General features: G+C 73.4%; 16 protein-coding genes, 1 tRNA gene and 1 riboswitch. Of the genes, 8 read left to right on the top strand and 9 right to left on the bottom strand.

What is annotated here, in order from left to right; translation table 11 throughout:
• Window positions 1-461: 461 nt before the first annotated feature.
• A complete protein-coding gene (locus tag ACFZB3_RS45695; RefSeq protein ID WP_391388907.1) occupies window positions 462-1,010 on the bottom strand; it encodes a MarR family transcriptional regulator in 549 nt (182 codons plus the stop codon).
• Window positions 1,011-1,139: 129 nt separating this feature from the next.
• Between ACFZB3_RS45695 and ACFZB3_RS45690 the strand changes: the two genes are divergently transcribed.
• Entirely contained in the window at window positions 1,140-2,426 is a 1,287-nt protein-coding gene (locus tag ACFZB3_RS45690; protein WP_391388904.1) for an MFS transporter, read from the top strand.
• Between the two features lie 203 nt (window positions 2,427-2,629).
• Here ACFZB3_RS45690 and ACFZB3_RS45685 read toward each other — a convergent pair whose 3' ends face one another.
• Window positions 2,630-4,276: a SpoIIE family protein phosphatase gene (locus tag ACFZB3_RS45685; protein ID WP_391388901.1), complete on the bottom strand. Its 1,647-nt coding sequence runs from the start codon at window positions 4,274-4,276 to the stop codon at window positions 2,630-2,632.
• Between the two features lie 193 nt (window positions 4,277-4,469).
• On the bottom strand, window positions 4,470-5,849 hold the full coding sequence (locus tag ACFZB3_RS45680; protein WP_391388899.1) for an FAD-dependent oxidoreductase: 1,380 nt from the start codon (window positions 5,847-5,849) through the stop codon (window positions 4,470-4,472).
• A 404-nt stretch (window positions 5,850-6,253) separates the two neighbouring features.
• Between ACFZB3_RS45680 and ACFZB3_RS45675 the strand changes: the two genes are divergently transcribed.
• Complete coding sequence (locus ACFZB3_RS45675; protein WP_391388896.1) at window positions 6,254-7,036, top strand: TetR family transcriptional regulator; 783 nt, start codon at window positions 6,254-6,256, stop codon at window positions 7,034-7,036.
• Between the two features lie 329 nt (window positions 7,037-7,365).
• Entirely contained in the window at window positions 7,366-9,225 is a 1,860-nt protein-coding gene (locus tag ACFZB3_RS45670) for a sigma-70 family RNA polymerase sigma factor (RefSeq protein ID WP_391388892.1), read from the top strand.
• A gap of 28 nt (window positions 9,226-9,253) precedes the next feature.
• Here the strand turns inward: ACFZB3_RS45670 and ACFZB3_RS45665 are convergent, their stop codons facing one another.
• Both ACFZB3_RS45665 and ACFZB3_RS45660 read right to left on the bottom strand, forming a co-directional pair.
• Window positions 9,254-12,559, bottom strand: a complete 3,306-nt coding sequence (locus ACFZB3_RS45665; protein ID WP_391388889.1) for a BTAD domain-containing putative transcriptional regulator — start codon at window positions 12,557-12,559, stop codon at window positions 9,254-9,256.
• 578 nt (window positions 12,560-13,137) lie between these two features.
• Window positions 13,138-15,216, bottom strand: a complete 2,079-nt coding sequence (locus ACFZB3_RS45660) for an asparagine synthase-related protein (protein WP_391388886.1) — start codon at window positions 15,214-15,216, stop codon at window positions 13,138-13,140.
• 759 nt (window positions 15,217-15,975) lie between these two features.
• Here ACFZB3_RS45660 and ACFZB3_RS45655 point away from each other — a divergent pair.
• The 4 genes from ACFZB3_RS45655 to ACFZB3_RS45640 all read left to right on the top strand — a co-directional run bounded on the left by ACFZB3_RS45655 (window position 15,976) and on the right by ACFZB3_RS45640 (window position 21,126).
• Window positions 15,976-17,400, top strand: a complete 1,425-nt coding sequence (locus ACFZB3_RS45655) for an MFS transporter (protein WP_352361989.1) — start codon at window positions 15,976-15,978, stop codon at window positions 17,398-17,400.
• A 192-nt stretch (window positions 17,401-17,592) separates the two neighbouring features.
• Window positions 17,593-18,816 (top strand): L-2-hydroxyglutarate oxidase, encoded by a 1,224-nt coding sequence (gene lhgO, locus ACFZB3_RS45650; protein WP_391388916.1) that lies wholly within the window; start codon window positions 17,593-17,595, stop codon window positions 18,814-18,816.
• A 41-nt stretch (window positions 18,817-18,857) separates the two neighbouring features.
• The gene (trmB, locus tag ACFZB3_RS45645) at window positions 18,858-19,754 is read left to right on the top strand and encodes a tRNA (guanosine(46)-N7)-methyltransferase TrmB (protein ID WP_391388882.1); all 897 of its coding nucleotides are present in this window, start codon (window positions 18,858-18,860) and stop codon (window positions 19,752-19,754) included.
• 10 nt (window positions 19,755-19,764) lie between these two features.
• Window positions 19,765-21,126, top strand: a complete 1,362-nt coding sequence (locus ACFZB3_RS45640) for a PrsW family glutamic-type intramembrane protease (RefSeq protein WP_391388878.1) — start codon at window positions 19,765-19,767, stop codon at window positions 21,124-21,126.
• A 100-nt stretch (window positions 21,127-21,226) separates the two neighbouring features.
• On the opposite strand, the gene ACFZB3_RS45635 is transcribed toward ACFZB3_RS45640, so the two are convergent.
• The 4 genes from ACFZB3_RS45635 to ACFZB3_RS45620 form a co-directional block, all read right to left on the bottom strand.
• Window positions 21,227-22,183, bottom strand: a complete 957-nt coding sequence (locus ACFZB3_RS45635; protein WP_391388875.1) for an aldo/keto reductase — start codon at window positions 22,181-22,183, stop codon at window positions 21,227-21,229.
• 159 nt (window positions 22,184-22,342) lie between these two features.
• Window positions 22,343-23,380: a peptidoglycan DD-metalloendopeptidase family protein gene (locus ACFZB3_RS45630; protein WP_391388872.1), complete on the bottom strand. Its 1,038-nt coding sequence runs from the start codon at window positions 23,378-23,380 to the stop codon at window positions 22,343-22,345.
• 7 nt (window positions 23,381-23,387) lie between these two features.
• A riboswitch (cyclic di-AMP (ydaO/yuaA leader) is annotated at window positions 23,388-23,548 on the bottom strand.
• Window positions 23,549-23,798: 250 nt separating this feature from the next.
• Window positions 23,799-24,896: a SpoIIE family protein phosphatase gene (locus ACFZB3_RS45625; RefSeq protein ID WP_391388870.1), complete on the bottom strand. Its 1,098-nt coding sequence runs from the start codon at window positions 24,894-24,896 to the stop codon at window positions 23,799-23,801.
• A gap of 207 nt (window positions 24,897-25,103) precedes the next feature.
• Window positions 25,104-25,177, bottom strand: a tRNA-Met gene (locus ACFZB3_RS45620).
• 95 nt (window positions 25,178-25,272) lie between these two features.
• On the opposite strand from ACFZB3_RS45620, the gene ACFZB3_RS45615 reads away from it, so the two are divergent.
• Window positions 25,273-25,980 (top strand): hypothetical protein, encoded by a 708-nt coding sequence (locus tag ACFZB3_RS45615; RefSeq protein ID WP_391388867.1) that lies wholly within the window; start codon window positions 25,273-25,275, stop codon window positions 25,978-25,980.
• Window positions 25,981-26,010: the final 30 nt, after the last annotated feature.

Genomic DNA, 26,010 nt, shown 5'->3' with positions numbered 1-26,010 from the left:
TCCTCCGGGCTTCCCTTCGGTCTTGCGTTTCCGACTCTATCAGATCTTTTCTCGATCCGATTTCCTCGGTGCTTTCCAGGTTTCCGCTCTCGCGTCTCCCTTTCCGGCGGTTCCGACTCTATCAGATCCTTTCGGCGTCTGATTCCCAGTCAGCGGGAGTTGTCTTCCCGGCCGTTGGGCCGTTCCGACGTCCCAAACCTTAGCGGATCCGCTCGGCGATTCCCAATCGGGCCTCGCGGTCCGACCGGACACCACTACGACCCGAAATCGAATTGAATTCGGGCACGCCGAAATCAACCCGGTCGGGAGATCGTGCTGGTGGTTTGGGTGCCGCTCTTGCGGCGGAGTTGCTGTCGCAGAACCGTTACGGCTCCGCGGCAACCCGAAGAACATTACGGGGCGGGCAGGGGGGTGTCAACCCTCCCTGTCAAGATTTTTTCCGCGGCCCGCTCGTCCGGGCGTCAGTCCAGGTCGGTGAGCCGGCCGCCGGCGTCGGGCTGGGCGTGCTCCACACGCCGGAGCAGCCGGGTGAGGACCTCACCCAGTACCGCACGCTCCGCCGGGGAGAGGTCCTGGAGCAGGTCCTCTTCGAAGACGGAGGCGAGGCGCATGGCCTCCAGCCACTTCTCGCGTCCTTCGGTCGTCAGCTCGACGATCACCCGAACGCGGTTGCATTCATCCCTCTCCCGAGTGACGAGCCCCTCGGCGACCATCCGGTCGATGCGGTGGGTCATCGCGGCCGGGGTGAGGCCGAGGCGCTTGGCCAGTTCGCTGGGGCCCAGGCGGTAGGGGACCCCGGAGAGGACGAGGGCCTTGAGGACCTCCCACTCCGCGTTACTGATGCCGAGGGCGCCGGTCTGGCGGCCGTAGGCGACGTTCATACGGCGGTTGAGCCGGGACAACGCCGAGACGATCTTCTCGACCTGTGGGTCGAGGTCCTGGAATTCGCGCTGGTAGGCGGCGATCTGTTCGTCGAGCGTCGGCTCGCCCGCGCCGGTGGTGTCGGCCATGGGCCGAAGTATCGCACGGACGCGCTTGGCATTGAAGTCCTTCGCGATGTAGTCTTTAGCTTCGAACTTTAGCTTCAAAGTCTTCAGACTTCAGCAGTCCGTCGACTTGACGACCTGAGAGAGGTGAACGTGACCAGGGCGATGGGCGCAGCGATGCGCCGGATCCACGTGGGCAACGCACTCAGCGCGTTCGGGCTCGGCTTCACCGTCCCCTACCTGTACGTCTATGTGGCGCAGGTGCGGGGGCTCGGTGCCATGACGGCGGGTGTCGTACTCGCCGTCTTTGCCGTGGCCGCGCTGATAGTGCTGCCGTTCGCCGGCCGGGCGATCGTGCGGCGTGGCCCACTGCCGGTCCTTCTCACCGCCCTGGTGACGGCCGCTGCCGGTGCGCTGAGCCTGGGTCTGGCGGGGAACGGTCCGGCCGTGCTGGCCGCGGCGGCGCTGCTGGGGGCCGGGCAGGCCGTGATGCAGCCGGCGCTGGCGACGATGATCGTGGACTGCTCCACTGCGGAGACCCGGTCCCGGGCCTTCGCGACGCAGTTCTTCCTGCAGAACCTGGGGCTGGGCGTCGGCGGCCTCATAGGCGGCCACCTGGTCGACACGACCCGGGTCTCGTCCTTCACCCTCCTCTTCGCGATCGAGGCGGCGATGTTCCTGCTGCTGGTCGTCGTGATGGCGACGGTGCGGATGCCGCACTCGCCGCGCATCGGGGACGCGCCGGCCGCGTCGTCGGCGAAGGGCAGCTGGAAGCAGCTGCTCGGCAACCGGGCGATGGTGCAGCTGTCCGTGCTCGGTTTCGTGCTGTTCTTCGCCTGCTACGGGCAGTTCGAGTCCGGGCTGAGCGCGTACGGCGTCGAGGCGGCGGGAATTTCCACGTCCGCGCTCGGCACCGCGCTGGCCGCGAACACGCTGATGATCGTCGTCGCGCAGTTCGCCGTGCTCCGGTTCGTCGAGCGCCGGCGGCGGTCGCGGGTGATCGCCGGGGTCGGGCTGATCTGGGCCGTCGCATGGGTCACGGCCGGGTACGCCGGGCTGGGACACGGCAGCCAGGAGATGGCGACGGCCGCGTTCGTCTCGACGTACGCGCTGTTCGGGCTGGGTGAGGCGATGCTGTCGCCGACGGTGGCTCCGCTGGTGGCCGACCTGGCGCCGGAGGGCATGGCCGGGCAGTACAACTCGGCGTTCGCGCTGGTCAAGCAGCTGGCGCTGGCGGTGGGGCCGGCGGTGGGCGGGCCAATGGGGGCGTCGCTGCATGCGCCGTACGTGGTGACGTTCCTGCTGTTCTCGCTGGGGATCAGTGTGCTGGCGGTGCGGCTGGGGAAGCGGCTGACGGATGTCCAGGACCGGCCGTGGCTCGCCGCGAGGAGCAGGGTCGTGGCACGGGGCGGGGCGGCTGCGGAGTCCGTGTCCGCGTAGGGGGGACGCTTACCGGCGCTGGCAGGGTGCCTCCCCCAGCCTTCGGCCGGGGGGACCCCCAGCGCCCACCCGTGCCGCCCTGCGGCACGCCTGCCCGCAGCTATGTGAGACACGGCTGTGAAGCGCCCCGTAAGGGGCGCGGGGAACTGCGCGACCAGCCCCCACCCGCCCGCAGCCGAACCACAAGGGCGCCCCGTACGGCGCTACCCCTTCGGCAGCACGAACTCGCACCACACCGCCTTCCCGCCCCCGGGCGTCCTCCGTGACCCCCACCCCGAGGCGATCGTCGCCACGATCGCGATGCCCCGTCCGGACTCGTCCCCCGGTTCCGCGCGCCTCCGGCGCGGCAGGTGGTCGTCGCCGTCCGTGACCTCGATGATCAGGCGGCGGTCGGTGCGGCGGAGCCGCAGCCGCATGGGCGGGGTGCCGTGCTGGAGGGAGTTGGCGACCAGCTCGCTCGTGGCGAGGACGCCCAGGTCGTGGAGGTCGGCCGGGAAGCGCCAGCTGGTCAGCACGCCGGAGGCGAACGCACGGGCGCGTGGCGCCGCCTCGATGCCGCCGAGCAGTTCCAGCGCGGCGTTGCGGAACAGGTCGCTGTCGGGGCCCGTACGGGCCGGATGCTGGAGGACGAGGACGGCGACGTCGTCGTCGTGGTCGGCCGTGACGCCGGCCGAGCGGACCAGGCGGTCGCAGACGACCTGGGGGGTGCCGGTGGCGCCCGCCAGGGCGCGCTCCAGCGCCGCGATGCCCTCGTCCAGGTCCTCGTCCCGGCGTTCGACCAGGCCGTCCGTGTAGAGGACGGCCGTCGAGCCGGGCCCCAGCGGTACCGAGGCGGACGCGTGGACCCAGCCGCCGGTGCCGAGCGGCGGTCCGGTCGGTTCCTCGGTGCGCAGCACGCTGCCCGTCTCGTCGCGGACCAGGATCGGGAGGTGCCCGGCGGAGGCGTACACCAGGCGGCCCTCGTTGGGGTCGTGGACGGCGTAGACGCAGGTGGCGATCTGGTTGGGGTCGATCTCGGTGGCGAGGCCGTCGAGGAGCTGGAGGACCTCGTGCGGGGGCAGGTCCAGGCGGGCGTAGGCGCGGACCGCCGTACGGAGCTGGCCCATGACCGCCGCCGCGCGGACGCCCCGGCCCATCACGTCGCCGATGACGAGGGCGGTGCGGCCGCCGCCGAGGGTGATGACGTCGTACCAGTCGCCGCCGACCGCGGCCTCGGTGCCGCCGGGCTGGTAGGTGGCGGCGATGCGCAGGTCGTCCGGTTGTTCGAGTTCCTGGGGGAGGAGGCTGCGCTGGAGGGTCACCGCGGTCTCGCGCTGGCGGCGTTCGCTGGCGCGCAGCCGCTCCGCCGCCTCCGCGTGGTCGGTGACGTCGGTGGCGAAGAGGAGGACGCCGCCGTCGCGGTCGCCGTTCTCGGCGACCGGGGTGCAGGTGAACGTGTAGGTACGGCCGTCGAGCGCCTTGCGGGACTTGAGCGTGCGGGGCTTGCCGCTACGCAGGACCTGGTCGAGGAGGGGGAGGAGGCCCAGTTCGGCGAGTTCGGGCAGGGCCTCGCGGGCGGGGGCGCCCGGGGGGCGTGCGCCGAAGGCGGTCGTATAGGCGTCGTTGACGTACGCGATGTGGTGGTCGGGGCCGTGGACGAGGGCGACCAGGGCCGGGACGTGGTCGAGGACGCCGCGGGCGGGCAGTTCGTCGACCGCGGGCACGCAGGACGAGTCGTCGGTCAGTTGTTCGGCGCGGGCCGCGGGCACGGAGCCTTCCCCCCGCCGGTCCGGGGAGACCGCGTGCTCGGTCCGCGCTGCGGCGCGGCGCTGCGTTCCGGGGAGCCGGGCGCTCCAGCGCGTGAAGTTCACGAAACCTTGCCTCGTGTCGTCGTCTCCGGCCGGCTCGGGGAGCGGCCGGGGGCCGGGGGAAGTCCCCCGGTGCAGTTCTGGGGAGAGGGTGGGGCGGAAGCCTTGTGCTCGGTCGGGGGGCAGTCTGGCAGGGTGGCCGTCGGCGACGACATCCGTCAGACGCCGGGGCGGTCCGTGGAGTTCCTGAGTTCCGTCAGGACGACCCGTTCGAGTCGTCGGAAGGACTGTGAGGAGGCTTTCCACCGGCCGCGAGTTCGAACTCCGCTCGGGGATGTTCGAGTGATCCGAGCGAGACGATCTCCCGTTTGAAGAGTCCGGAGAGGGTCCACTCGGCGAGGACACGGGCCTTGCGGTTGACGGTGGGCACCCTGCTCAGGTGGTAGACGCGGTGCATGAACCAGGCAGGGTAGCCCTTCAGCCTGCGCCCGTAGACCTGGGCGACCCCCTTGTGGAAACCGAGGGAGGCGACCGAGCCGACGTATCTGTGGGCGTACGTGTCGAGGGGTTCGCCGCGCAGCGCGTGGACGATGTTGTCGCCGAGCACCCTGGCCTGGCGGACCGCGTGCTGGGCGTTGGGGGCGGTCTCGGTGCCGGGTTCGGTGGCGGTGACGTCGGGGACGGCGGCGGCGTCGCCCGCGGCCCATGCGTGGTCGACGCCGTCGATGCTCAGCTCGGCGGTGCATTTCAGCCGTCCGCGCGGGGTGCGCGGCAGGTCGGTGGCGGCGACCAGGGGGTGTGGTCTGACGCCGGCCGTCCAGACCAGGGTGCGGGTCGGGAAGCGCTGGCCGTCGCTGAGGACGGCGACGCGGTCGACGCACGATTCCAGGCGGGTGCCGAGCAGCACCTGGATGTTGCGGCGGCGCAGTTCGGTGACGGTGTAGCGGCCCAGCTCGGGGCCGACCTCGGGGAGGATCCGGTCGGTGGCCTCGACGAGGATCCATTTCATGTCCTCGGGCTGGACGTTGTGGTAGTACCGCGCGGCGTAGCGGGCCATGTCCTCCAGTTCGCCGAGGGCCTCCACGCCCGCGTAGCCGCCGCCGACGAAGACGAAGGTGAGGGCCGCGTCGCGGATCGCGGGGTCGCGCGTGGAGGAGGCGATGTCCATCTGCTCGATGACGTGGTTGCGCAGGCCGATGGCCTCCTCGACGGTCTTGAAGCCGATGCCGTGCTCGGCGAGACCGGGGACGGGCAGCGTGCGCGCGATCGAGCCGGGGGCGAGGACCAGTTCGTCGTACTCCAGGAATGTGGGGCCCTTGCGCTCCTCGGCGGTGGCGAGGGTGGCGACCTCGGCGGTGCGTTTGGCGTGCTCGATGGCCGTCACCTCGCCGATGACCACATGGCACCGGTCCAGAACGCGCCGCAGGGGTACGACGACATGACGAGGGGAAATCGAACCCGCGGCCGCTTCGGGAAGGAACGGCTGGTACGTCATGTAGGGATCGGGGGTGACGACAGTGATGTCGACCTCGCCCCGCCTGAGCTCCCGCTTCAGCTTCCGCTGCAGCCGCAGGGCCGTGTACATCCCGACGTAGCCGCCGCCGACAACGAGAATGCGCGCACGTTCCTTCACCATCCCATGACGCACCCGTGACTGTTGTTTGTCCACAGCCCCGGCAATTTGTGTGACCGGCGGGCGGCTTTGCGGGGCGCCGGGCGCACGCCCCGGGCCGGACGAAAGGGACCAGGTCAGCGGGGGCGGGCAGGGGGGCGCGAAGGCGCCGAATCGGGAGGTAAGCGACCCGTACTCCGATCGGGGGGCGCACCGTGCGGAACGTCCCCCTTCTGAATTGACAGCCTCTCAACTATGTTCGTGTGTCGACGGGGTGTAGGGGATGTGGTCGAACGGTCCGCCACGGGCGGTCCCGCCCGGCCCGGGGTCCATGGACGGGTCATGGGTCGATCGCATTTCCGCTCGCTCCGGCCATCAGTGACGGGGAGAGTCTCCGGGGGGAGACGTCGTTAACCGGGGGAATACAAATGCACATTCAGGACACACAGTGGGCATCGGCCTCCGCTCTGGCGGCCGGTGGCGGAACGGTGAGCGCGGCGGCGGGCAACGGACGCGGTGACGGGCCGCGTACGACGCCGCTGCGGGTGGACGCACAGCGCAATCTGGAGCACGTGCTGCGTGCGGCGCGCGAGGTCTTCGGCGAGCTGGGGTACGGCGCGCCGATGGAGGACGTGGCGCGGCGGGCGCGGGTCGGGGTCGGCACCGTGTACCGGCGCTTCCCGAGCAAGGACGTGCTGGTACGGCGGATAGCCGAGGAGGAGACCTCCCGGCTGACCGACCAGGCGCGGGCCGCGCTCGGGCAGGAGGACGAGCCGTGGTCGGCGCTGTCGCGCTTCCTGCGGACGTCGGTGGCGTCGGGGGCGGGCCGGTTGTTGCCGCCGCAGGTGCTGCGGGTCGGGGTGCCGGAGGAGGTCGGCGGCGCTGCCGTGGCCGGCTCCGGGGCCGAGGAGGCCCGGGTGCCGCAGCAGCGGACGCAGCCGGGGGCCGGTGAGTTGCGGCTGGTCTCGGAGGAACGGGAGCCGCTGGCGGGCGCCGACGACGACGCGGGGGCGGCCGCGCTGCTCGACGTCGTGGGGCGGCTGGTGGAACGGGCGCGGGAGGCCGGTGAGTTGCGGCCGGACGTCTCCGTCTCCGACGTGCTGCTGGTGATCGCCACGGCGGCGCCGTCCCTGCCGGATGCTGCGCAGCAGGCGGCGGCTTCGGCGCGGTTGCTGGAGATTCTGCTGGAGGGGCTGCGGTCACGGCAGTGACGGTGCCCTGTGCTTGGCCGGGCGGGCGGCTCTCGCGGGGTACTTCGGTCGCCTGCGGTGCCCGCGGGAACGCGGCAGCGGGTGCCGGGCCATGACCGCGGGCGGGTGCGGGTGAGTTGTGGCTGGTCGCGCAGTTCCTCCCCCAGCCTTCGGCTGGGGGTACCCCCAGCGCCCCTTTCGGGGCGCTGGGGTCCCGGCGTTTCCCCTTACGGGGTGCTGGGGTCCTCTTCCGGGTGACCGTTTCGTCGCTCGGGGGGCTCGGGAAAAGGCGGTGTGGCAGTCTGAGCCGGTGATTCGGTCGGGTGGGCAGGCATCGGGGGCGTTCCGCGATGAGCGTTGACGGGTGGGACGAGTCCCTCGGTGAGGGGACGACCTCGCCGCAGGTGCCGAGCCAGGGCGGGCGGGCCGCCGTGCCGCCCGTCGGCGAACCGCCGGAAGGGAACGTTCCGCCACAGCGTGACGGGAGTGTCCTGCCGCCGCCCCGGGAACTGCCGCATCCCGACAGCCGGTTGATCGAGCGGATGCGGGCCGGCGACGACTCGGCGTACGAGGAGCTGTACCGGCGGCACGCGGACGCGGTGCGGCGCTATGCGCGTACCTGTTGCCGGGACGGGCACACCGCCGACGACCTGACGGCCGAGGTGTTCGCCCGCATGCTGCAGGCGGTGCGCGGTGGGTCCGGGCCCGAGTACGCCGTGCGCGCCTACCTGCTCACCTCCGTACGGCGGGTCGCCGCGCAGTGGACCAAGTCGGCCCGGCGTGAGCAACTCGTCGACGACTTCGCGCTGTTCGCGGCCCAGGCCGGCCGCGGCTCCGAGGTGTCGGACGACGACACACTGGACCTCGGCGCCGATGTGCGCGCGATGCACGAGGCCGAGCAGTCGATGGCGATGCAGGCCTTCCGTTCGCTGCCGGAGCGCTGGCAGGCCGTGCTGTGGCACACCGAGGTCGAGGACGAGTCGCCGAGCGAGGTGGCCGTCCTGTTCGGGCTGGACGCCAACGGCACCCGGGTCCTTGCCAGCCGGGCCCGTGAAGGCCTCAAGCAGGCCTACCTCCAGGCCCATGTGAGCACCGCCCTCGTCGACGACGAGGAGTGCGCCCGCTACGCCGACCAGCTCGGCGGCTACGCCCGCCGCAAACTGCGGGTCCGTGCCGAGCGGGGGCTGCGCAAGCACCTGGAGGAGTGCGCCCGGTGCCGGCTGGCCGCCGCCCAGATCGAAGAGGTCGCGAGCGGCATCCCGGCCGTCGTACCGGTCGCGGTCATCGGCTGGTTCGGGGCCGCCGGGTACGCCAAGGTGCTCGGGATCGTCGCCGGAGGCGCCGGAGTGGGGGCCGCGGGTGCGGCCGCCGCGGCGAGCGGTTCGTCCGGCGGGGCGGGCGGCGGGGGCGCCGCGGCCTCGGAGGGGGTCGCGGGGCCGGTGAAGGCCGGGATCGCCGCCGGAGTGGTCGCTGCGGCGATCGCTGTGGTGGCCCTCGCCCTGACGAACGACAGCCACCCGGTCAAGGAGGCCGCGAAGCCCACCCCGTCCGCGCCGGCCGTGCAGCCGGGGGCACCGACCCCCACTCCGGCGAAGAGGAGACCGGCACCCGAGCCGGTCGTCCTCGCCCCCCAACCGGCCCCGACCCCGACCCCCACACCGACGCCGCCCCCGAGCCCGCGGCCCGCCCCCAGCCCGAAGCCGACCCCGACGCCCACGCCCACCCCGCCGACGCCGAGCCCCACCCCCACACCGACGCCCACTCCGCCGCCCGCCCCGGTCGTCTACCAGTGGAGCGAGCTGCGCTTCGACGTCACCGGCGACGGCACCGGGCCCGAGATGCGGCTCCGCGAGAGCAGCTGGGTGTGGCAGCGGTACGGCGTGACGGTCGCCGGCAAGGAGTACGCGCACGGCGTCACCGTGCACGGCCGGTCCTCCGTCACCATCGACCTCAACCGGCAGTGCACCGCCTACGACGCGATGGCCGGCGTCGACGACATGACCCTCGGCCTCGGCGAGGTCACCTTCGCCGTCTACGCGGACGGGGTGCGGCTGTGGCAGTCCGGGGTCGTCGCGGGCGGACAGGCCGCCGTGCCCGTCCATGTGGACCTGACCGGGCGCCGGACCGTGCGGCTGGTGGTCGAACCGCAGACCGCCTTCGACAGGGTGGCGCTCGCCGACTGGGCCGAGTCGAAGTTCACCTGCCGGTAGCGGCCGGTGCCCCGGCTCGGAGGCCGGCTCAGCTGCCGGTGGCGGCGGCCGGTGTGGTGCTCAGTTCGCGCAGGACGTCCTCCTCGGTGAGGGAGGCGCCGCGCGAGCGCTCGGCCGCGTAGCGCCGCGGGGTCAGCGTCGCACGGGCGGCCGCGTCGACCTCCTCGGCGCGGGTGCGCTCCGGCTCGGGTCGGACGTTCCCGGCGCGCCAGTGGTCGGCGGCCGCGTACAGCCGTACCGCACCGGCCAGGTCGCCCAGCCGGGCCAGCAGGTCGGCGCCGATGTCCACCAGCGCCGCCGTGATCACCTCGGCGCACCGGTACTCCACCGCCTCACGCAGCCCTTGGGCCACGACCGGCAGCCCGCTCGCGGGGCCGTGCTCCAGGGCCGTGAGCATGGCCTCGACGGCGCGGATCGCGGCCGTGAACTGTGGTGGCGCGGAGCCGGCCGACGTGGCGGCGCGGGCGGTCTCGTAGTACTCGCGCGCCCGGGAAAGGTCCCCGTCGTACTGGGCCAGGAGCGCCCGCAGCAGCGCCACGTACGCCTTGGACTCCGCCACCGCGTACCGGTCGGAGGCCTCACCCGCCTGGTCCAGGACGGCCTGGGAACCCACCAGGTCGCCGGAGCGGAAGGCGATCTCGGCAAGCCGCGCGAGCAGGAACGGCGTCTCCGCGTACGCGCCCACCTCGTGGGCGAGGCGCAGCGCCTCCCGGTACTCGCCCTCCGCCGCCGCGAACCGGCCGCGCGCCATGGCCGCCTCGCCGGCCGCGCTGCACACCTGGGCCCCCATCCAGCGGTCCCCGACCCGCCGGCTGAGGACGCGCAGCTCGGCCAGGTCCTCGTCGACGCCCCGCAGGTTGCCCGGTGAGTCGACCATGATGTGGGTGCGGTACATCAGGCTGACGCCGACCTCCCAGTCACCGCCGTACACCCGGCAGTTGGCGATCACCGCGGACATGTCCGGGCTGATGTCCACGGCGGAGCCGCCCAGGCTCCACGCGGTGAGCGGCCAGATGAGGCCCGGCATCCGGGCGGCCCGGGGACCGCCGGGTTCGAAGGCGGCCCGGACGAGCGCGACGTATCGCGGAGTCCGCTCGTCCGCCGTCAGGTCCGACGGGCCGGACTCGGAAACCAGGAACAGGTCGAACATCCTGAGGTCCATGCGCAGTTCGTACAGCGGGTGCCCGGTCTGGGCCTCGGGGGCGGCCAGGAGGGCGCCCACGGGGTCCGCCTCGGCGGCGAGCGCGCGCAGCTCGTCCGGACCGGCGCCCTCGGGCAGGGCGTCCCGGGCGACGCCCAGTCGCAGTACCGCGCGCACCGAGGCCGTCGCCTCCTGGCGGTAGTTGCGCAGCCACCAGAACCAGCCGGCGGCGAGGACGATCCGGCCCGCCCGCACCTCGTCGCCCGCGCGGACCGCCCGGTCGAGGGCGGCGCGGATGTTGTCGAGGTCGGTCTCCAAGCGGCGGATCCAGGGCAGCTGCTCCCCGGAGCGCAGTCTCGGCTCCGCCTCCTCGACGAGCGCGCACACCCATGCCCCGTGCCGCCGCTCGGCCGCGGCCCGCAGCCCGGGCACCTCGGCGGCGCGCTCGGCGGCGTACTCGTGGATGGTCTCCAGCATGCGGTAGCGCATACCGCCGGAGCCGTCGGCGCCGTCCGGGGTGGCGACGACCAGGGACTTGTCGACGAGCGCCCCGACGACGCCGGCGACGTCGGCGGCCGGTCCGGTGCAGACGGCCTCCGCCGCCGTGAGGTCCCAGCCGCCGGCGAAGACGGACACCTCGCGCAGCATGGTCCGCTCCCGCTCGTCGAGCAGCTCCCAGGACCAGTCGACGACCGCGCGCAGGGTCTGCTGGCGGGGCAGGACCGTGCGGCTGCCGGCGGTGAGCAGGCGGAAGCGGTCGTCGAGCCGGTCGGCGATCTGCCGGGGCGTCAGCAGTCGCAGCCGGGCCGCCGCGAGCTCGATCGCGAGGGGCAGTCCGTCCAGGCGCCGGCAGATCTCGTCGACGGCCGCCGGGTCGCTCGGCGCGGCCCCGGTCCCGGTGGCGGGGCGGACCGCGGCGGCGCGCTCCTCGAAGAGGCGGTGTGCCTGTTCGGGGGCGAGGGGTTCGACCGGGCGCACCGACTCGCCCGGGACGCCGAGGGGTTCACGGCTGGTGGCGAGGACCGTGAGCCCCGGGCAGTGGGTGAGCAGGGTCTCGGCGAGGGCGGCCGCGGCCTCGATGACATGTTCACAGTTGTCAAGGATCAGGAGTTGGCTGCGCGGGGCGCAGTACTCGACGAGCAGGGCCGTGGGGTCGGTCTGCGCGGTCGCCAGCTCGTTGGTCATGAGCACGGTCTTGCGCAGACCGAGGGCGCTGACCACCGCGCCTGGCACCGCCTCGGGCCGGTCGAGCGGGGCGAGCTCGACGAGCCATGCCTGCGGGAGCCCGGCGGCGGCCTCCTCGGCGAGACGGGTCTTTCCGGAGCCGCCCGGTCCGGTGAGGGTGACGAGACGGGCCCTGTGCAATTCGGAACGAACGGCTTCGAGCTCGGGTTCCCGGCCCACGAAAGAGGTAAGCCGCGGACGGAGGTTGCCGGTGCGGGGCGGCGGCCCCTGCGGCGGGGCTGCTTCCTGTCCGAGCAACGACGCGTGGAGCGCCTGGAGTTCCGGCCCGGGGTCGGTGCCGAGGCCGGTGGCGAGGGTGTGGCGGGCGGTCTCGTACGCGGCGAGGGCGTCCGCCGGGCGCCCGGTGTCGCGCAGGGCGCGGATGAGCAGGGCGTGCAGCGGCTCGTCGTACGGGTGGACCGCGGTGAGCCCGGTCAGCTCCGGTACGGCGTCGGCGGCCCGGCCGAGGCGGAGGGCGGCGTCGGCGCGGGCGCGGGTGGCCTCCAGCCGGAGTGCGTCGGGGCGGGCGGCGGCGGTGGTCCGGTCGGGGAGGTCGGCGAGGGCGGGGCCGCGCCAGAGGGCGAGGGCGTCGGTGAGCACGGTGTGGGCCGTCGCCGGGTCGCCGGTGGCGAGGGCTCGGCCGCCCTCGCGTACCTGTCGCTCGAAGACGTGCAGGTCGATGTCGTCCTCGGCCGCCGCAAGGCGGTAGCCACCGGGGGTCGAGGCGATGCTGTCCCTGCCGAGGACCCTGCGGAGCCGGCCGACGAGGGCCTGGAGGGCGGCCGGGGCGTCCTGGGGCGGGTCGTCGTCCGCCGCCCAGATCTCCTCGATGAGGGTTTCGGGGGTGTGGGTGCGGGTGGGGTGGAGGGCGAGGACGGTGAGCAGGGCGCGGAGGCGGGGGCCGCCGACGGGTATGGGGGTGCCCTGGTCGTCGCTGGCTTGGGCCACGCCCAGGATTCGGTACCGCACCGGGTCATTGTCGCCGGGGGCGGCGGGAGGGGCACGGGGTTTCGGTGCCGGGGGTTTGCAGGTTGCCCGAGGCGGGGGGCGGGGAGTCTCGGTACCGGGGTCAAGAGGTACCCGGGGTTGAGGCCGGGGGGTAGGGACGCTCACCGGCGCTGGCCGGGTGCCGCCGCGCCCACCCGTGCCGCCCCAGCGGCACGACTGCCCGCAGCTGAGAAGTGTCACGCGCGCCCGCAGCCCACAGCCCACAGCTGAGAAGCGTCACGCGCACCCGCAGCCCCGCAGCCCCGCAGCCCACAGCCCACAGCCCACAGCCCACAGCCCACAGCCCACAGCCCACAGCTGAGAAGTGTCACGCGCGCCCGCAGCTGAGTGAGTACCGCCGACGCTGCACGCACTCGGGGAGCTGGGAGGGGGCGGCTGGACAGCGCCCCGTAAGGGGCGCTGGGGGTACCCCCGGCCGAAGGCTGGGGGAGGAACTGCGCGGTCAGCCCCCGCCGGCCCACGGTCGGGCCACGGGGGAAGCACCCCGATGCGGGGGCCTGGGGGCGGCAGCCCCCAGATGCGGCGACCCCGTTACGACGTCACGCCCCCGACGCCAACGCCCCCCGCATCGGCCGTATCCCCGCAGGGACCGCACGCGCCCGCGCCGGCGTCCCCGTCCAGCACGTGCCCCGGCGGGAGAGGAGCCGGCGCAGCCACAGCTCCAGGGAGACCAGGTCGGCCAGGCCGTCCAGCGGCAGCGGCTCCCCCGCGGCGGCCGCGCGCAGCGCCTTGCGGACCACCCGCGCCTCCACCAGGCCCGCCTGCGCCAGCAACGGCGTCGAGAAGAGGGAGATCAGGTCGTCGGCCGCCACGCGCAGCCCCGTGCGGGTGGCGGCCGCCGAGGAGGCGTGGGAGGGGGCGCCCCAGCCCGGCGGGAGGTCGGCGACGCCGGCGCCCTCCAGGACCGTGCGGAGGATCGCGGCGCGGGCGCCCGGCTGGACGCGCAGGGCTTCGGGGAGCTCGCGGCAGGCGCGGACCACCTGGTTGTCGAGGAAGGGCGTGTGGAGGCGCTGGGAGCGGATTTCGGCCGCCTGTTCCAGGACACGGATGTCGGCCGCGTGACGGGCCAGCACGGCACGCGCGCGATAGTCTCCGGGGCGCTGCCCGGGGCCGACGCCGGAGCGGTTCGCCGCCCCCTGGAGCAGAACCGATACTTCAGCGAGGGCCTCGCCGGTCAGCCAACGCGCCGCCGGGCCCGGTCTCGCCCAGGTGAGTGCCGCGAGGGACGCGCCGACCGCGCCTCCGGGGTCGTCGAACCGGCGCCGCAGCAGGCGCTCGGCGAGCGACTCGACGCCCGCGCGGTACGGCGTACGCGCCAGGCGCCGCGCCGCGCTGTACACGCGCGCGGGGACCATCACGGAGCCGTCGGCCTTGGCGAGCGCGGCGACCGGGCGGACGAGGTGGCGGCGCTTGCGGTCCATCAGCAGGTCGGCGAGGCGCGCGGGGTGGGCGTCCAGGACCTGGCGGGCGCCGTAGCCGGTGAAGTGGTCGGCGCTGCCCGCGGCGAGCCGGGCGCGGTGCCGGGCCGCGGAGATCAGGGACGGGCCCGGTTCGTCGGTGAGGGGGCCGTCGAGGTCGGCGTAGGGCAAAATCTCCTCGCCGCCGGTGACCACCACGTGGTGCAGGCGCGGGTTGGCGGCGAGGGTGCCCGCGCGCTGGAGTTCGGCCTCGCGCCCGCCCACGGCCAGGTCGTTGAAGGTGACGGCGAGCAGGCGCTCGCCGGCGCCCGTGCCGTGGCCGAGGACCGTGCCGGGCATGCCGGGCAGGCCCGCGGCGAGCAGCGCGAGCGTCCCCGACGCCGGGCCGCCGGAGAGGTCGGCGCCGATGCCCGGGACCGGCATCCCGCGCGCCGCACGCCGCTCCGCGGGGCCCATGCCGGGTACCGGACCTGGGTCGATGTCCGGGACGTGCCGGGGTGCCGACAGCCGCGCGCGTACCGCTTCTACGAGTGCGTCCCGTACGGCGTCCACCGCGCGGTCCGGGTCGGCGGAGGGGGCCGCGACCGCGAGCGAGGCGACCTGCTCGTATCCGGCGACCTCGCGCGCCCCGGTGCGCAGGATCAGCGCATGCCCCGGCGGAATGCGCCGCACGCCCTCGTACGGGGTCGAGTCGTGCACCGCGGCCGGTACGTCGGGGGCGGCCAGGAGGGCCGCGAGGTGGCCGTAGTCGAGGTTGGCCTCGATGAGGTCGGCGAGCGGGAGCGCGGCCGTGGCGTAGGCCGTACCGCCTGCCCAGGGGGTGTGGAAGACCGGGCGGGCGCCGGCGAGGTCGCCGCAGACGGTGATCCGGCGGCCGACCTGGACGACGGCGGTGTAGCTGCCGGGCCAGGCGGTCAGATGCCGGAGTGCGCCCCCGCGCGCCGTGAAGAGGCCGAGCCGCAGCTCCTCGTCGGTGGCGCCGCAGGTGCCGAGGACGGCGATGCGGTTCTGCGCGTCGGCCTTGATGACGCGCACCTCGTCGGGGCGCCAGTCGCCGACCGCCCAGAGCGGGTCGGGGTCGCCCCACAGGAGCTGGGAGCCGACGGGGTGGACGGTCTCGCCGTCGTAGCCCATGGCGCCGGCGGAGCCGAGCGTGGCGGCACCGGAGATGGTGCTGCTCCATCCCACCAACCACCGCATCGACGCCTCCACAGGCTGTGGACAACCATGCACGGTACGAACCGGGTCCCCATGCTGCCATGAAGGACGCGGTCAGGAGGGGCGGTGGGGCCGCCTTTGATCCCTGGAAGATTTCACGGAGTTGCCGCGGAGTTGCCGCAGGACCGGCCGCGCGCGCTTGCCGTGGAAGAGCCGTGGAAGAGCCGCGGCGGAAGCCGGCCGCCGTACGGTACCGGGCGACTGCGACGCGAATGCGCCCCCCGTACGCTCCCCAAAAACGCCCTTCACGCCCTCAATTGCCGTGGTAGGAGCGTTGGATCGCCGAAAAAGGTGGGGTCGATTTTCGGCCAAATCGGCGAGGGCCGCGCGGGCTTGCGCACGCTCCGTACATGCTTTGCGCATCACACGCGTGCGTGCCCGAACGCGCACAGTCCGGGAGGCGGGCATCGCCTCCCGGACCGGTCCGCCACCCGCGGGGATGAAGGTGGCGGTGTCCCCCAGCCCACTGGATCCAGTACAGCGGGCCGACCCACGCATCAGCCATGGAACCGCTCCCCAGTTGGCCGGAGAAGAGCGCACGGCCGGGCGCACGGCCACACGGCGGGGGCACGCCGCGACAGGCCGTGCACGGTGCGTATATGGGCCGCACTCGCGTACGGACCACAATCCCGCCATCCGGAACAATGCCCCTTAACGCTTGGGATGCGGCGAACTACGCTGGGTTTACGAATGCCGCGTGGTTATGCCAGCGCGGCAGCCGTCTGTGTCGAGGGGTGGCGCATGTCCAGGGAGCAACGCGGGCCGAACGAAAAGCTCGGCGCCGTTCTCGCCCTCGCGGGAATCAGCAACGCAGGACTCGCGCGACGCGTCAACGATCTTGGCGCTCAACGCGGGTTGACTCTTCGCTACGACAAGACGTCGGTGGCGCGCTGGGTGTCGAAGGGCATGGTGCCGCAGGGCGCCGCGCCACACCTCATCGCCGCCGCGATAGGCCAGAAGCTCGGCCGCCCGGTGCCGCTCCACGAGATCGGCCTGGCGGACGCGGATCCCGCCCCCGAAGTGGGCCTCGCCTTCCCCAGGGACGTCGGCCAGGCGGTGCGGTCGGCGACGGAGCTGTACCGCCTCGACCTCGCCGGCCGCCGGGCCGGTTCCGGCGGTATCTGGCAGTCGCTGGCCGGTTCGTTCGCAGTGAGCGCATACGCAACGCCCGCCTCGCGTTGGCTGATAACCCCCGCCGACAGTTCGGTCGCGCGCGAGGCGAACGCCTTGGACGGTTCGGGCGCACCGCTCAAAGTCGGCCACAGCGACGTGCAGAAGCTGCGGGAGGCCGCCGAGGACGCCAGGCGCTGGGACTCCAAGTACGGCGGCGGCGACTGGCGGTCGTCGATGGTGCCGGAGTGTTTACGGGTGGAGGCGGCACCGCTGCTGCTCGGCGCGTACTCCGACGAAGTCGGGCGGGCGCTGTTCGGGGCGAGTGCCGAACTGACGCGCCTCGCCGGGTGGATGGCCTTCGACACCGGCCAGCAGGAGGCCGCGCAGCGGTACTACATCCAGGCGCTGCGGCTCGCCCGCGCGGCGGCCGACGTGCCGCTCGGCGGGTACGTCCTGGCATCGATGTCCCTGCAGGCGACGTACCGGGGCTTCGGCGACGAGGGCGTCGACCTCGCGCAGGCCGCGGTGGAGCGGAACCGGGGGCTGGCGACCGCGCGCACCATGAGCTTCTTCCGGCTGGTCGAGGCGCGGGCACACGCGCGTGCCGGTGACGCGCAGGCCGCGGGGGCCGCGCTGAAGGCGGCGGAGGGGTGGCTGGAACGGGCGCGGGAGGGGGACAACGATCCCTCCTGGCTCGGTTTCTACGGCTACGACCGGTTCGCCGCGGACGCGGCCGAGTGCTACCGGGACCTGAAGGCCCCGCGGCAGGTGCGGCGCTTCACGGAGCAGGCCCTGTCCAAGCCGACGGAGGAGTTCGTGCGGTCGCACGGGCTGCGGCTGGTGGTCTCCGCCGTCGCCGAACTGGAGTCGGGCAACCTCGACGCGGCGTGCGAGCAGGGGGTGCGGGCCGTGGAGGTGGCCGGGCGGATATCGTCCGCGCGGACGACGGAGTACGTGAAGGATCTGCTGCACCGGCTGGAGCCGTACGGGGACGAGCCGAGGGTGGTGGAGCTGCGGGAGCGGGCGCGGCCGTTGCTGATGGCGCCGGCGTGAGGATCGCCCAGCCGTCTGCCGGGCCGCGGTGATCTCGCGGGTGCGGGTGCGTGGGGGCTGGTCGCGCAGTTCCCCGCGCCCCTTTGGGGCGCGTGTGCGTGGCCACACATCGAATCCAGTCCCGCGCCCCTGACGGGGCACTTCACCAACCGTACGTTTGAAGTGGCTGTCAGTGGCGCAGTGCACTATCGGATGCGGGAGGTGGTGCAGGTGTCTGTCGGGTACGACTGTGACGTGCTCGTCGTCGGGGGTGGCATCGTCGGGCTGTCCACCGCGTACGCGATCACCCGTGCCGCGCCCGGGACCCGGGTCACCGTGCTGGAGAAGGAGGCCGGTCCGGCGAGGCACCAGACCGGGCGGAACAGCGGGGTCATCCACAGCGGGATCTACTACCGGCCCGGCTCGCTGAAGGCGCGGTACGCCGTCAAGGGCGGCGCGGAGATGGTCAAGTTCTGCGCGGAGTACGGCATCGCGCACGCCGTCATCGGCAAGCTGATCGTCGCCACCGAGCGGGCGGAGCTGCCCCGCCTGCACGCGCTCGTGCAGCGCGGCCGGGAGAACGGCATACCGGTGCGGGAGCTCGGGGGCTCCCAGATCGGGGAGTACGAGCCCGAGGTGCGGGGGCTCGCCGCCATACACGTCGGGACGACCGGGGTGGCCGACTTCGTGGGCGTCGCCCGGCAGCTCGGGGAGGCCTCGGGGGCGGAGATCCGGTACGGCGCCCGGGTGGTCCGCGTGGACCGGCGGCCGGAGCGGGGGGTGGCCGTGCTCACCTCGCGCGGCGACGTCGTACGCGCGCGTGTGCTCGTCAACTGCGCGGGGCTGTACTGCGACGAGGTCGCACGGCTGACCGGGGACGAGCCGGGGATGCGGATCGTGCCGTTCCGCGGGGAGTACTACGAGCTGGCGCGGCCGGAGCTGGTGCGGGGGCTGGTGTACCCGGTGCCGGACCCGGCGTTCCCGTTCCTCGGGGTGCATCTCACGCGCGGGATCGACGGAGGCGTGCACATCGGGCCGAACGCGGTGCCGGCGCTGGCCCGGGAGGGGTACGGGTGGGACGTCGTCCGCCCGCGGGAGGTCGCCGGGACACTGGCCTGGCCGGGATCCTGGGCGCTGGCGCGGCGGCACTGGCGGTACGGGGGCGGGGAGCTGCTCCGGTCGGTGTCGAAGAAGGCGTTCACGACGGCCGTACGGCGGCTGCTGCCCGCCGCGGAGGAGGGGGACCTGGTGCGGGCGGCCGCGGGGGTGCGGGCGCAGGCCGTGCTGCGGGACGGGACGCTCGTCGACGACTTCCTGATCAAGGAGGGGCCGCGCGCGGTCCACGTGCTGAACGCGCCCTCGCCCGCGGCGACCGCCTCGCTGCCGATCGGGCGGGAGGTGGCCCGGAGGGCGCTGGAGACGCTGGGCTCGGCGTGACCCCCTCGGCCGTCCGGCGGGGGCCGTAAAATCGACGCACTGTGTCTGACTCCCGCAACGCCCCCGAAGCCCCCCGGCCCGCCGAGACCGGCCCCGCCGGGCACGTCCCCGGTGCGCACCCCGACCACACCCCCGGAGTGTCCGTCCGGCACACCCGGGCCAAGGGGGAGCCGCGGTTCCCGGACGGGCCCAGGGCCGATCCGGCCGGGTCGCACTTCGAGCGGCGGATCCGCAGCTTCCAGCCGCGCCGCAGCCGGGTCACCGCCGGGCAGGCCGACGCGCTGCAGCGGCTGTGGCCCAAGTGGGGCCTGGACATCGACGGGCAGCAGGTCATCGACCTCGGCGAGCTGTTCGGGAACGACGACCCGGTGGTGCTGGAGATCGGGTTCGGGATGGGCGAGGCGACCGCGCAGATGGCCGCCGAGGAGCCGGGCGTCAACATCCTCGCCGTCGACGTGCACACGCCGGGCCAGGGGAACCTGCTCAACCTCGCCGACCAGAACGGGCTGTCCAACGTCCGGGTCGGGAACGGCGACGCGATCATCCTGCTCCGGGAGATGCTGACGCCGGACTCGCTGGACGGACTGCGCGTGTACTTCCCGGACCCCTGGCCGAAGAAGCGGCACCACAAGCGGCGGCTGATCCAGCCCGAGGTCCTCGACCTCGCCGCGACCCGGCTGCGGCCCGGGGCGATCGTGCACTGCGCGACCGACTGGGAGCCGTACGCCGAGCAGATGCTCGAAGTGCTCGACGCCCACCCGGAGTTCGAGAACACGCAGGCCGACGGCGGTTTCGCGCCACGTCCGGCGCACCGGCCGCTGACCCGTTTCGAGGGCCAGGGACTGGACAAGGGACATGTGGTGAACGATCTGCTCTTCCGTCGCGTACAGCACCGGGTGCCGCAGAGCGAGCAGCACCGTCAGGAGTCACCTCGTTAGGGTCGATGCCGTGGCCACCTCCCCGCCGCCGTACTCGCCGTACCCGCAGCATCCGGCGTACCCGGCACACCCGCCCTACCCACCGGACCCCGCCGACCGCGGTCTGCGGCATCCCCGCTGGTGGCAGCGGCGCTGGGTGCGGTACGGCGCGCTGGGCACGCTGCTCGCCCTCTCCGGTCTGGTGATCCTCGCGCTGGTGCGGGAGCAGACGGGGACGGAGGGCTTCCTGGTCGGGCTCGGGCTCGCCGTGCTGCCCGTGCCGCTGCTCGTGGGCGCGTTCCGGTGGCTGGACCGGGTGCAGCCGGGACCCTGGCGGAACCTGCTGTTCGCGTTCGCCTGGGGCGCCTGCGCGGCCGCGCTGATAGCCATCGTCGCCAACAGCTTCGCGACCAGATGGATAGCGACGGCGACCGCGGACCCGAGCAGCGCGGACCGGCTCGGGGCGACCCTGATAGCGCCGGTCGTCGAGGAGTCGGCGAAGGCGGCGGCCGTCCTCCTCGTCTTCCTCTTCCGCAGGCGGGACTTCACCGGGATCGTCGACGGGGTGGTGATAGCCGGGGTCACCGCCACCGGGTTCGCGTTCACCGAGAACATCCTCTACCTCGGTACGGCCTTCGGGACCGACCAGCTGACCGGGGACAGCGGGATCGCCTCCGTCACCGCCGCGACGTTCTTCGTGCGCATCGTGCTCTCCCCGTTCGCGCACCCGCTCTTCACCGTCCTCACCGGCATCGGCTTCGGCATCGCCGCGTTCTCCGGGGAGCGGCAGCGGGCGCGGCGGGTGCTGGTGCCGCTCGCCGGGCTGCTGCTCGCGATGAGCATGCACGCGTTCTGGAACGGGTCCTCGACGTTCGGGCAGTACGGGTTCTTCGCCGTGTACGGCATGTTCATGGTGCCGGCGTTCGGGCTGCTGGCCTGGCTGGCGATCTGGACGCGGCAGCGGGAGCTGCGGACCGTGCGGGAGGAGCTGCCGGCGTACGTCTACGCGGGGTGGCTGGGGACGGCGGAGCCGTTCGTGCTCGGGTCGATGCGGGCGCGGCAGATGGCCCGGGAGTACGCCGCGTACCACTTCGGGAAGGCGGCGGGGCGGGCGGTCGCCGAGTACGAGGGGTACGCGACGACGCTGGCGCTGCTGCGGCGCCGGGGGCAGCGGGGGCAGGCGGGGGCCGACTTCGTGGTGCGGGAGCGGGAGCTCCTCACGGAGCTGTGGAACCGGCGGGAGCTGGTGCGGCCGGCCCTGGAGTACGCGGCGCGGACGGCCGCGCCGGGCGGGTGGCCTGGGTACGGCGGCCAGACGCCGTCGGTTTACGGGGCGCCGGGGTGGTACGGGGCGGCGGTGCCGTACCCGGCCTACAACCCGTACCGGAGTTAGGGCTTCGGGTCGCGGAGAGTTCGGCACCGCCGGGACGCGCCGCGCGGGCTGGGCGCCGTTGCGGCGGAAGAGATCTGTGAGCGGCGGAGGAAGAGGACCGTCAGGCCGAAGCCCTCGTCAGTTTCGTCAGTTCCTCGTCCGTCAGGGTCAGGTCCGCCACGCCCAGCAGGGGCGGGAGTTGCTCCAGGGTGCGGGCCGAGGCGATCGGGGCCGTGATGGTGGGCTGGGCCGCCAGCCAGGCCAGGGCGACCGTGGGGACCGGGGCCTCGTGGGCCGCGGCGATCTCGTCCAGGGCGGCAAGGACCTTCTGGCCGCGCTCCGACTCGGCGTACTGGGCGGCCCGGCCCGCTCGCGCGCTGTCGACCGTCGTACCGGGGCGGTACTTGCCGGTGAGGAAGCCGGCGGCCAGCGAGAAGTAGGGGACGGCCGCGAGGCCGGTGCGGGAGGCCAGGTCCTGGAGGGGGCCCTCGTAGGTGTCGCGGGAGACCAGGTTGTAGTGGGGCTGGAGGGCCACGTACCGGGCGAGGCCCTCGCGGTCGGAGAAGTCCAGGGACTCCTGGAGCCGCTCCGGCGTGATGTTGGACGCGGCGATGTGCCGGACCTTGCCCGCCCGCACCAGCTCGTCCAGCGCGCCGATGATCTCCTCGACCGGGATCTCGGGCTTGTCGAAGTGCGTGTAGTAGAGGTCGATGTGGTCGGTGCCCAGACGGCGCAGGGACGCGTCGGCGGCGGCCTTGATGTTGGCGGCGGACAGGCCGGGGTACTCGGGGTGCTGGCTGACCTTCGTCGCGATGACGACGTCGTCGCGGTTGCCGCGCGCCTTGACCCAGTTGCCGATGATCGTCTCGGACTCGCCGCCCTTGTTGCCCTCGATCCACGCCGAGTACGAGTCGGCGGTGTCCACGAAGTTGCCGCCCGCGGCGGCGTACGCGTCGAGGACGGCGAAGGAGGTGGCCTCGTCGGCGGTCCAGCCGAAGACGTTGCCGCCGAGGGCGAGCGGGAAGACCTCCAGGTCGGAGGCGCCGAGCTTGCGGAGGGAAGGGGAAGAAGCACTCATGCTTCACTTCAACACGCGTCGCCGGGCACCCCATGCCGACGCAACACGAAGTTCTTGTAAAGGCGCGCCGCCTGCCCGGGGCGCGGCACACCGACGGCCCTGACGCCGGGGGGTTGCCGTCAGGGCCGCCGGGGGCCGGTGGGTGCGGTCCGGGTCAGGTCAGGGGTTGAGGCCCTTGCCGCGCAGCCAGGTCATCGGGTCGATGGCGGTGGCCTGGCCGTTCGGGTGGACCTCCAGGTGGAGGTGCGGGCCGGTCACGTTGCCGGTGGCGCCCACGCGGCCGATGACGTCGCCGGTGGAGACCTTCTGGCCGACCTTGACGCCGATCGAGGACTGGTGGCAGAACCACAGCTCGGTGCCGTCGTCGAGGGTGATGATCGTGCGGTAGCCGTAGGAGCCGGCCCAGCCCGCCTCGGTGACCGTGCCGCTGTGCACGGCCTTGATCAGCGTGCCGGTGGGCGCCGCGAAGTCGAGGCCGGTGTGGTAGCCGGAGGACCACATGGATCCGGCCTGGCCGAAGGTACCGGTGATCGTGTACGAGACGACGGGCAGCGTGTACTGCTTGGCCAGCTCGGCGAGGCGGGCCTGCTCGGCCTTCTGCTTCGCGGAGGCCTCGGCCTTCTCCTTGGCGTCGGCGGCCTTGGCGGCGGCCGCCTTCTCCGCCTTGGCCTCGGCGTCGGCGACCGCCTTGTCGGCGGCGGCGACGGCCTTGGCGCTGGCCTTGGTGTCGAGCTGGCTCTGCTGCTGTGCGGCCTGGGCGATGATCCGGCTGCGCAGCGCCTCGCCGGCGTCGGACGAGGAGGAGTCCGCGTCGGTGGCGGTCGTCGTGGTGACGCTGCTGAGCGCGGTCCGGGTCGCCTGGTGGCCGCCGTCCTCGCCGAGCAGCGAGCCGACGGAGGACGGCAGGTCGGGCAGCGAGATGGAGACCGGCGGCTTGCCGGTGTTGGCGCTGGCCATGCCGCCCGCGCCGACGGCGGCGATGACGCCGACGCCGAGAACCGTGGAGCTGCGGGCGAGCCCGCCGCCCTTCTGCTTGGCGACCCGGTGCCGGCCGCGTACCGCGGAGAGGGACTCCTCGGTGGGGTTCCACTCCTCGAAGGGGCCTTCGTCGGCGCGGTAGCCGCCGTAGCCGAAGGTCTCGGGCTGACGCTGGCTGGGCACGAACGGGGCTGTCGGAGCAGGCGGGTTGGACGCCACGCGGGCGCACTCCTTTCCTTCCGCCGCCTACCGGGTTAGCTGACGGGTTCGGAGCAGGAAGGTCTCCTACGCGCGTATACCGGCCGTTTCGTACCCGGCGGTAGCCGTGCGATTCACCCCAAGGTGGTGGTTCCCCGGTTCCCTTGCGGGATTCGGCGCATGCGCACGGAGCCGTCGCGGGTGACGGCTGGGACGACCGCGCTGCGTTATCGAACGTTAATAGACCCGGCTACCAGATTCCAAGCTGTTCGTCTTGATCATTAAGCTTTCAAAGCTTGGACTTACCTGCCACGACCGGTCAAAAACGGTCGAGTCGGCGGTGCGCGCTGCTCAGCTCAGGAGTCACACAGGTTTTGATGGTGACTCAGTTGTTATGCGCAGGGCGGTCGCACGGACACCGAACGTGACCGCCCGCCGCTCAGGGCCGTCGCACGGCGAGCAGTGCCATGTCGTCCGTCATGCCGCCGCCGGTGTGCCGGCGCACCTCGGCCGCGAGCCGGGCCACCAGGGGGCCCGGGGCGGTGACGGTACGGCCGGTGAGCCGCCGCTCCGGGTCGTAGAACCGGCCGTGCGCGTCCCGCGCCTCGGAGAGGCCGTCGGTGTGCAGCAGCAGCGTGGCCCCGTTCGGGAACGCGTGCTCGGCGGCCCGGTCCGGCCAGGCCCCCAACTCGCCCATCCCGAGCGGCAGCGCGGCCTCCGGCGCCCGCACCGGGCAGACCTCGCCGTCGCCGTGCAGCAGCAGGGGCGGCGGATGGCCCCGGTTGACGAGCCGGAGCGTGCCGTCGCCGTGCGGGAGTTCGGCGAGTACGGCGGTGGTGAAGCCCTCGTGGGCGTCGATGCCGCCGCGCCGGACGCCCTCGCGCGCCAGCGCCCGCTCCAGCCGCCCGGCCACCGCCTCCAGCGTGGCCTCCTGCTCGGCGGCCTCCCGGAACGCCCCGATGACCACGGCGACCGCGGCGACCGCGCCCATCCCCTTGCCGCGTACGTCGCCGACGACCAGCCGCACGCCGTACGGGGTGTCCTGGACGGCGTACAGGTCGCCGCCGATGAAGGTGCCTTCCTGCGCCGCCTCGTAGCGGGCGGCGATCTCGAAGCCGCCGATCCGCTCGGCGGGTTCGGGCAGGACGGCCCGCTGGGCGGCCTCGGCGACCTCGCGGGCGGAGGCGAGGCGCTGGTCGCCGATGCGGACGATCCGGTTGATGCCGGCGGCGAGGACGGCGACGGTGGCCACGGTGACGACCTCGGTGACGGCGTCGGCGTCCGGGAGAACGGCGAACCGCGCGTGCACGGCGTAGGTGGCGACGAGTGCGGCCAGGCCCGTGAGGAGGGTGGTGCGCAGGGAGGAGAGGGGTGCGGCGATCAGCGGGGCGGCCGTGAAGAAGGGCACCGCGGTGAAGGGGGCGGGGGTGAGGACGTCGTAGCAGACGCCGGTGCAGATCAGCAGCGCCGGCAGGAAGCGGGCGAGGGTGCGGGCGGATGCCTGGCCGTGCTGCGCCACCTCTCCACGGCCCACCACGCGACCCCCCTGACGTTCCCGATGCCCTACGTGTTCGACGTGTCCGGTGTGTTCGATGCCTGTCCGTCCAGGTTTGCGGCTGTGAGCGGGTGGGGCGAATGGTGTGGGCCGGGCGGATGAGTGCGGAAGTGTGTGATGAGGAACACGTGCCCGGATATGACTCAGGGCCGGAATCCTCGGATCTTGGATTCCGGCCCTGAGCTTCAGTAGCGGGGACAGGATTTGAACCTGCGACCTCTGGGTTATGAGCCCAGCGAGCTACCGAGCTGCTCCACCCCGCGTCGGTGACACCAGCATACGCCATCCGAAGGGGGTGAGTCACACGGGTTGAGACGCACGGGGTGGCGGAGGGCGGCGGAGGCCGCCGCGGGGGTCAGTGCACGCCGAAGCACCGGGCCTGGGCGACCGCCTCGCGGGGGCCGCCGTCGAACGGCCGGCCGTGCCCCGGCAGCAGGACCGTGTCCCCGTCCCGCCCCGGCGCTCCCGGCCGCGCGGCGAGCAGGTGCCGGCGGGCATCCGCATGCTCCTGGAGACGTGGTCCGCGCTGCCCGTGGTGGTGGCCGGGCGGCTCTGCGACGTACGCGCGGCGACCCCCCTGGCCGTCGCCCTCTCCCCCGCGCACCGGCCCGGGGCGAACCTGGCCCGGGAGGTGTTCCTGAACGACGCCGTGCGCACCCTGCACCGCGACTGGGACGTCACCACGGCGGGCCTCGCGTCGACGCTGCGGGTGGCGGCCGGGGAGGATCCGGGCGACCCGCGGCTGTCCGCCCTGGTCGGTGAACTGTCCGTGCACAGCGAGCGCTTCCGGTATCTGTGGGCGCGCCACGACGTCCGCCCGAAGCAGGGCGGACGGGCCCTGCTGCGGCACCCGCAGGTCGGTGAGCTGGACCTCCGGATCGAGAAGCTGGCGGTCCTGGGCACGAACAGCCTGACCATGATGTGTTTCCACGCCGAGCCCGGCAGCCCGTCCGCCGAGCGTCTGACGCTGCTCGCCAGCCTCACCGCGGCCGGGCCACCGGCGGGCACGGCTGCGCCCTCGGCCGCGGCAGAGGGCGCAGAGGAGCTGCGCCACCGGCTCGGGTGAGCCCACGCCCACGCCCACGCAAGCAGACGC

Source organism: Streptomyces sp. NPDC008092 (genome assembly GCF_042957285.1).
Lineage (GTDB): Bacteria > Actinomycetota > Actinomycetes > Streptomycetales > Streptomycetaceae > Streptomyces.
Note: the sequence above shows the minus strand (reverse complement) of the source record. Positions and strands in the feature narration are given on the sequence as shown.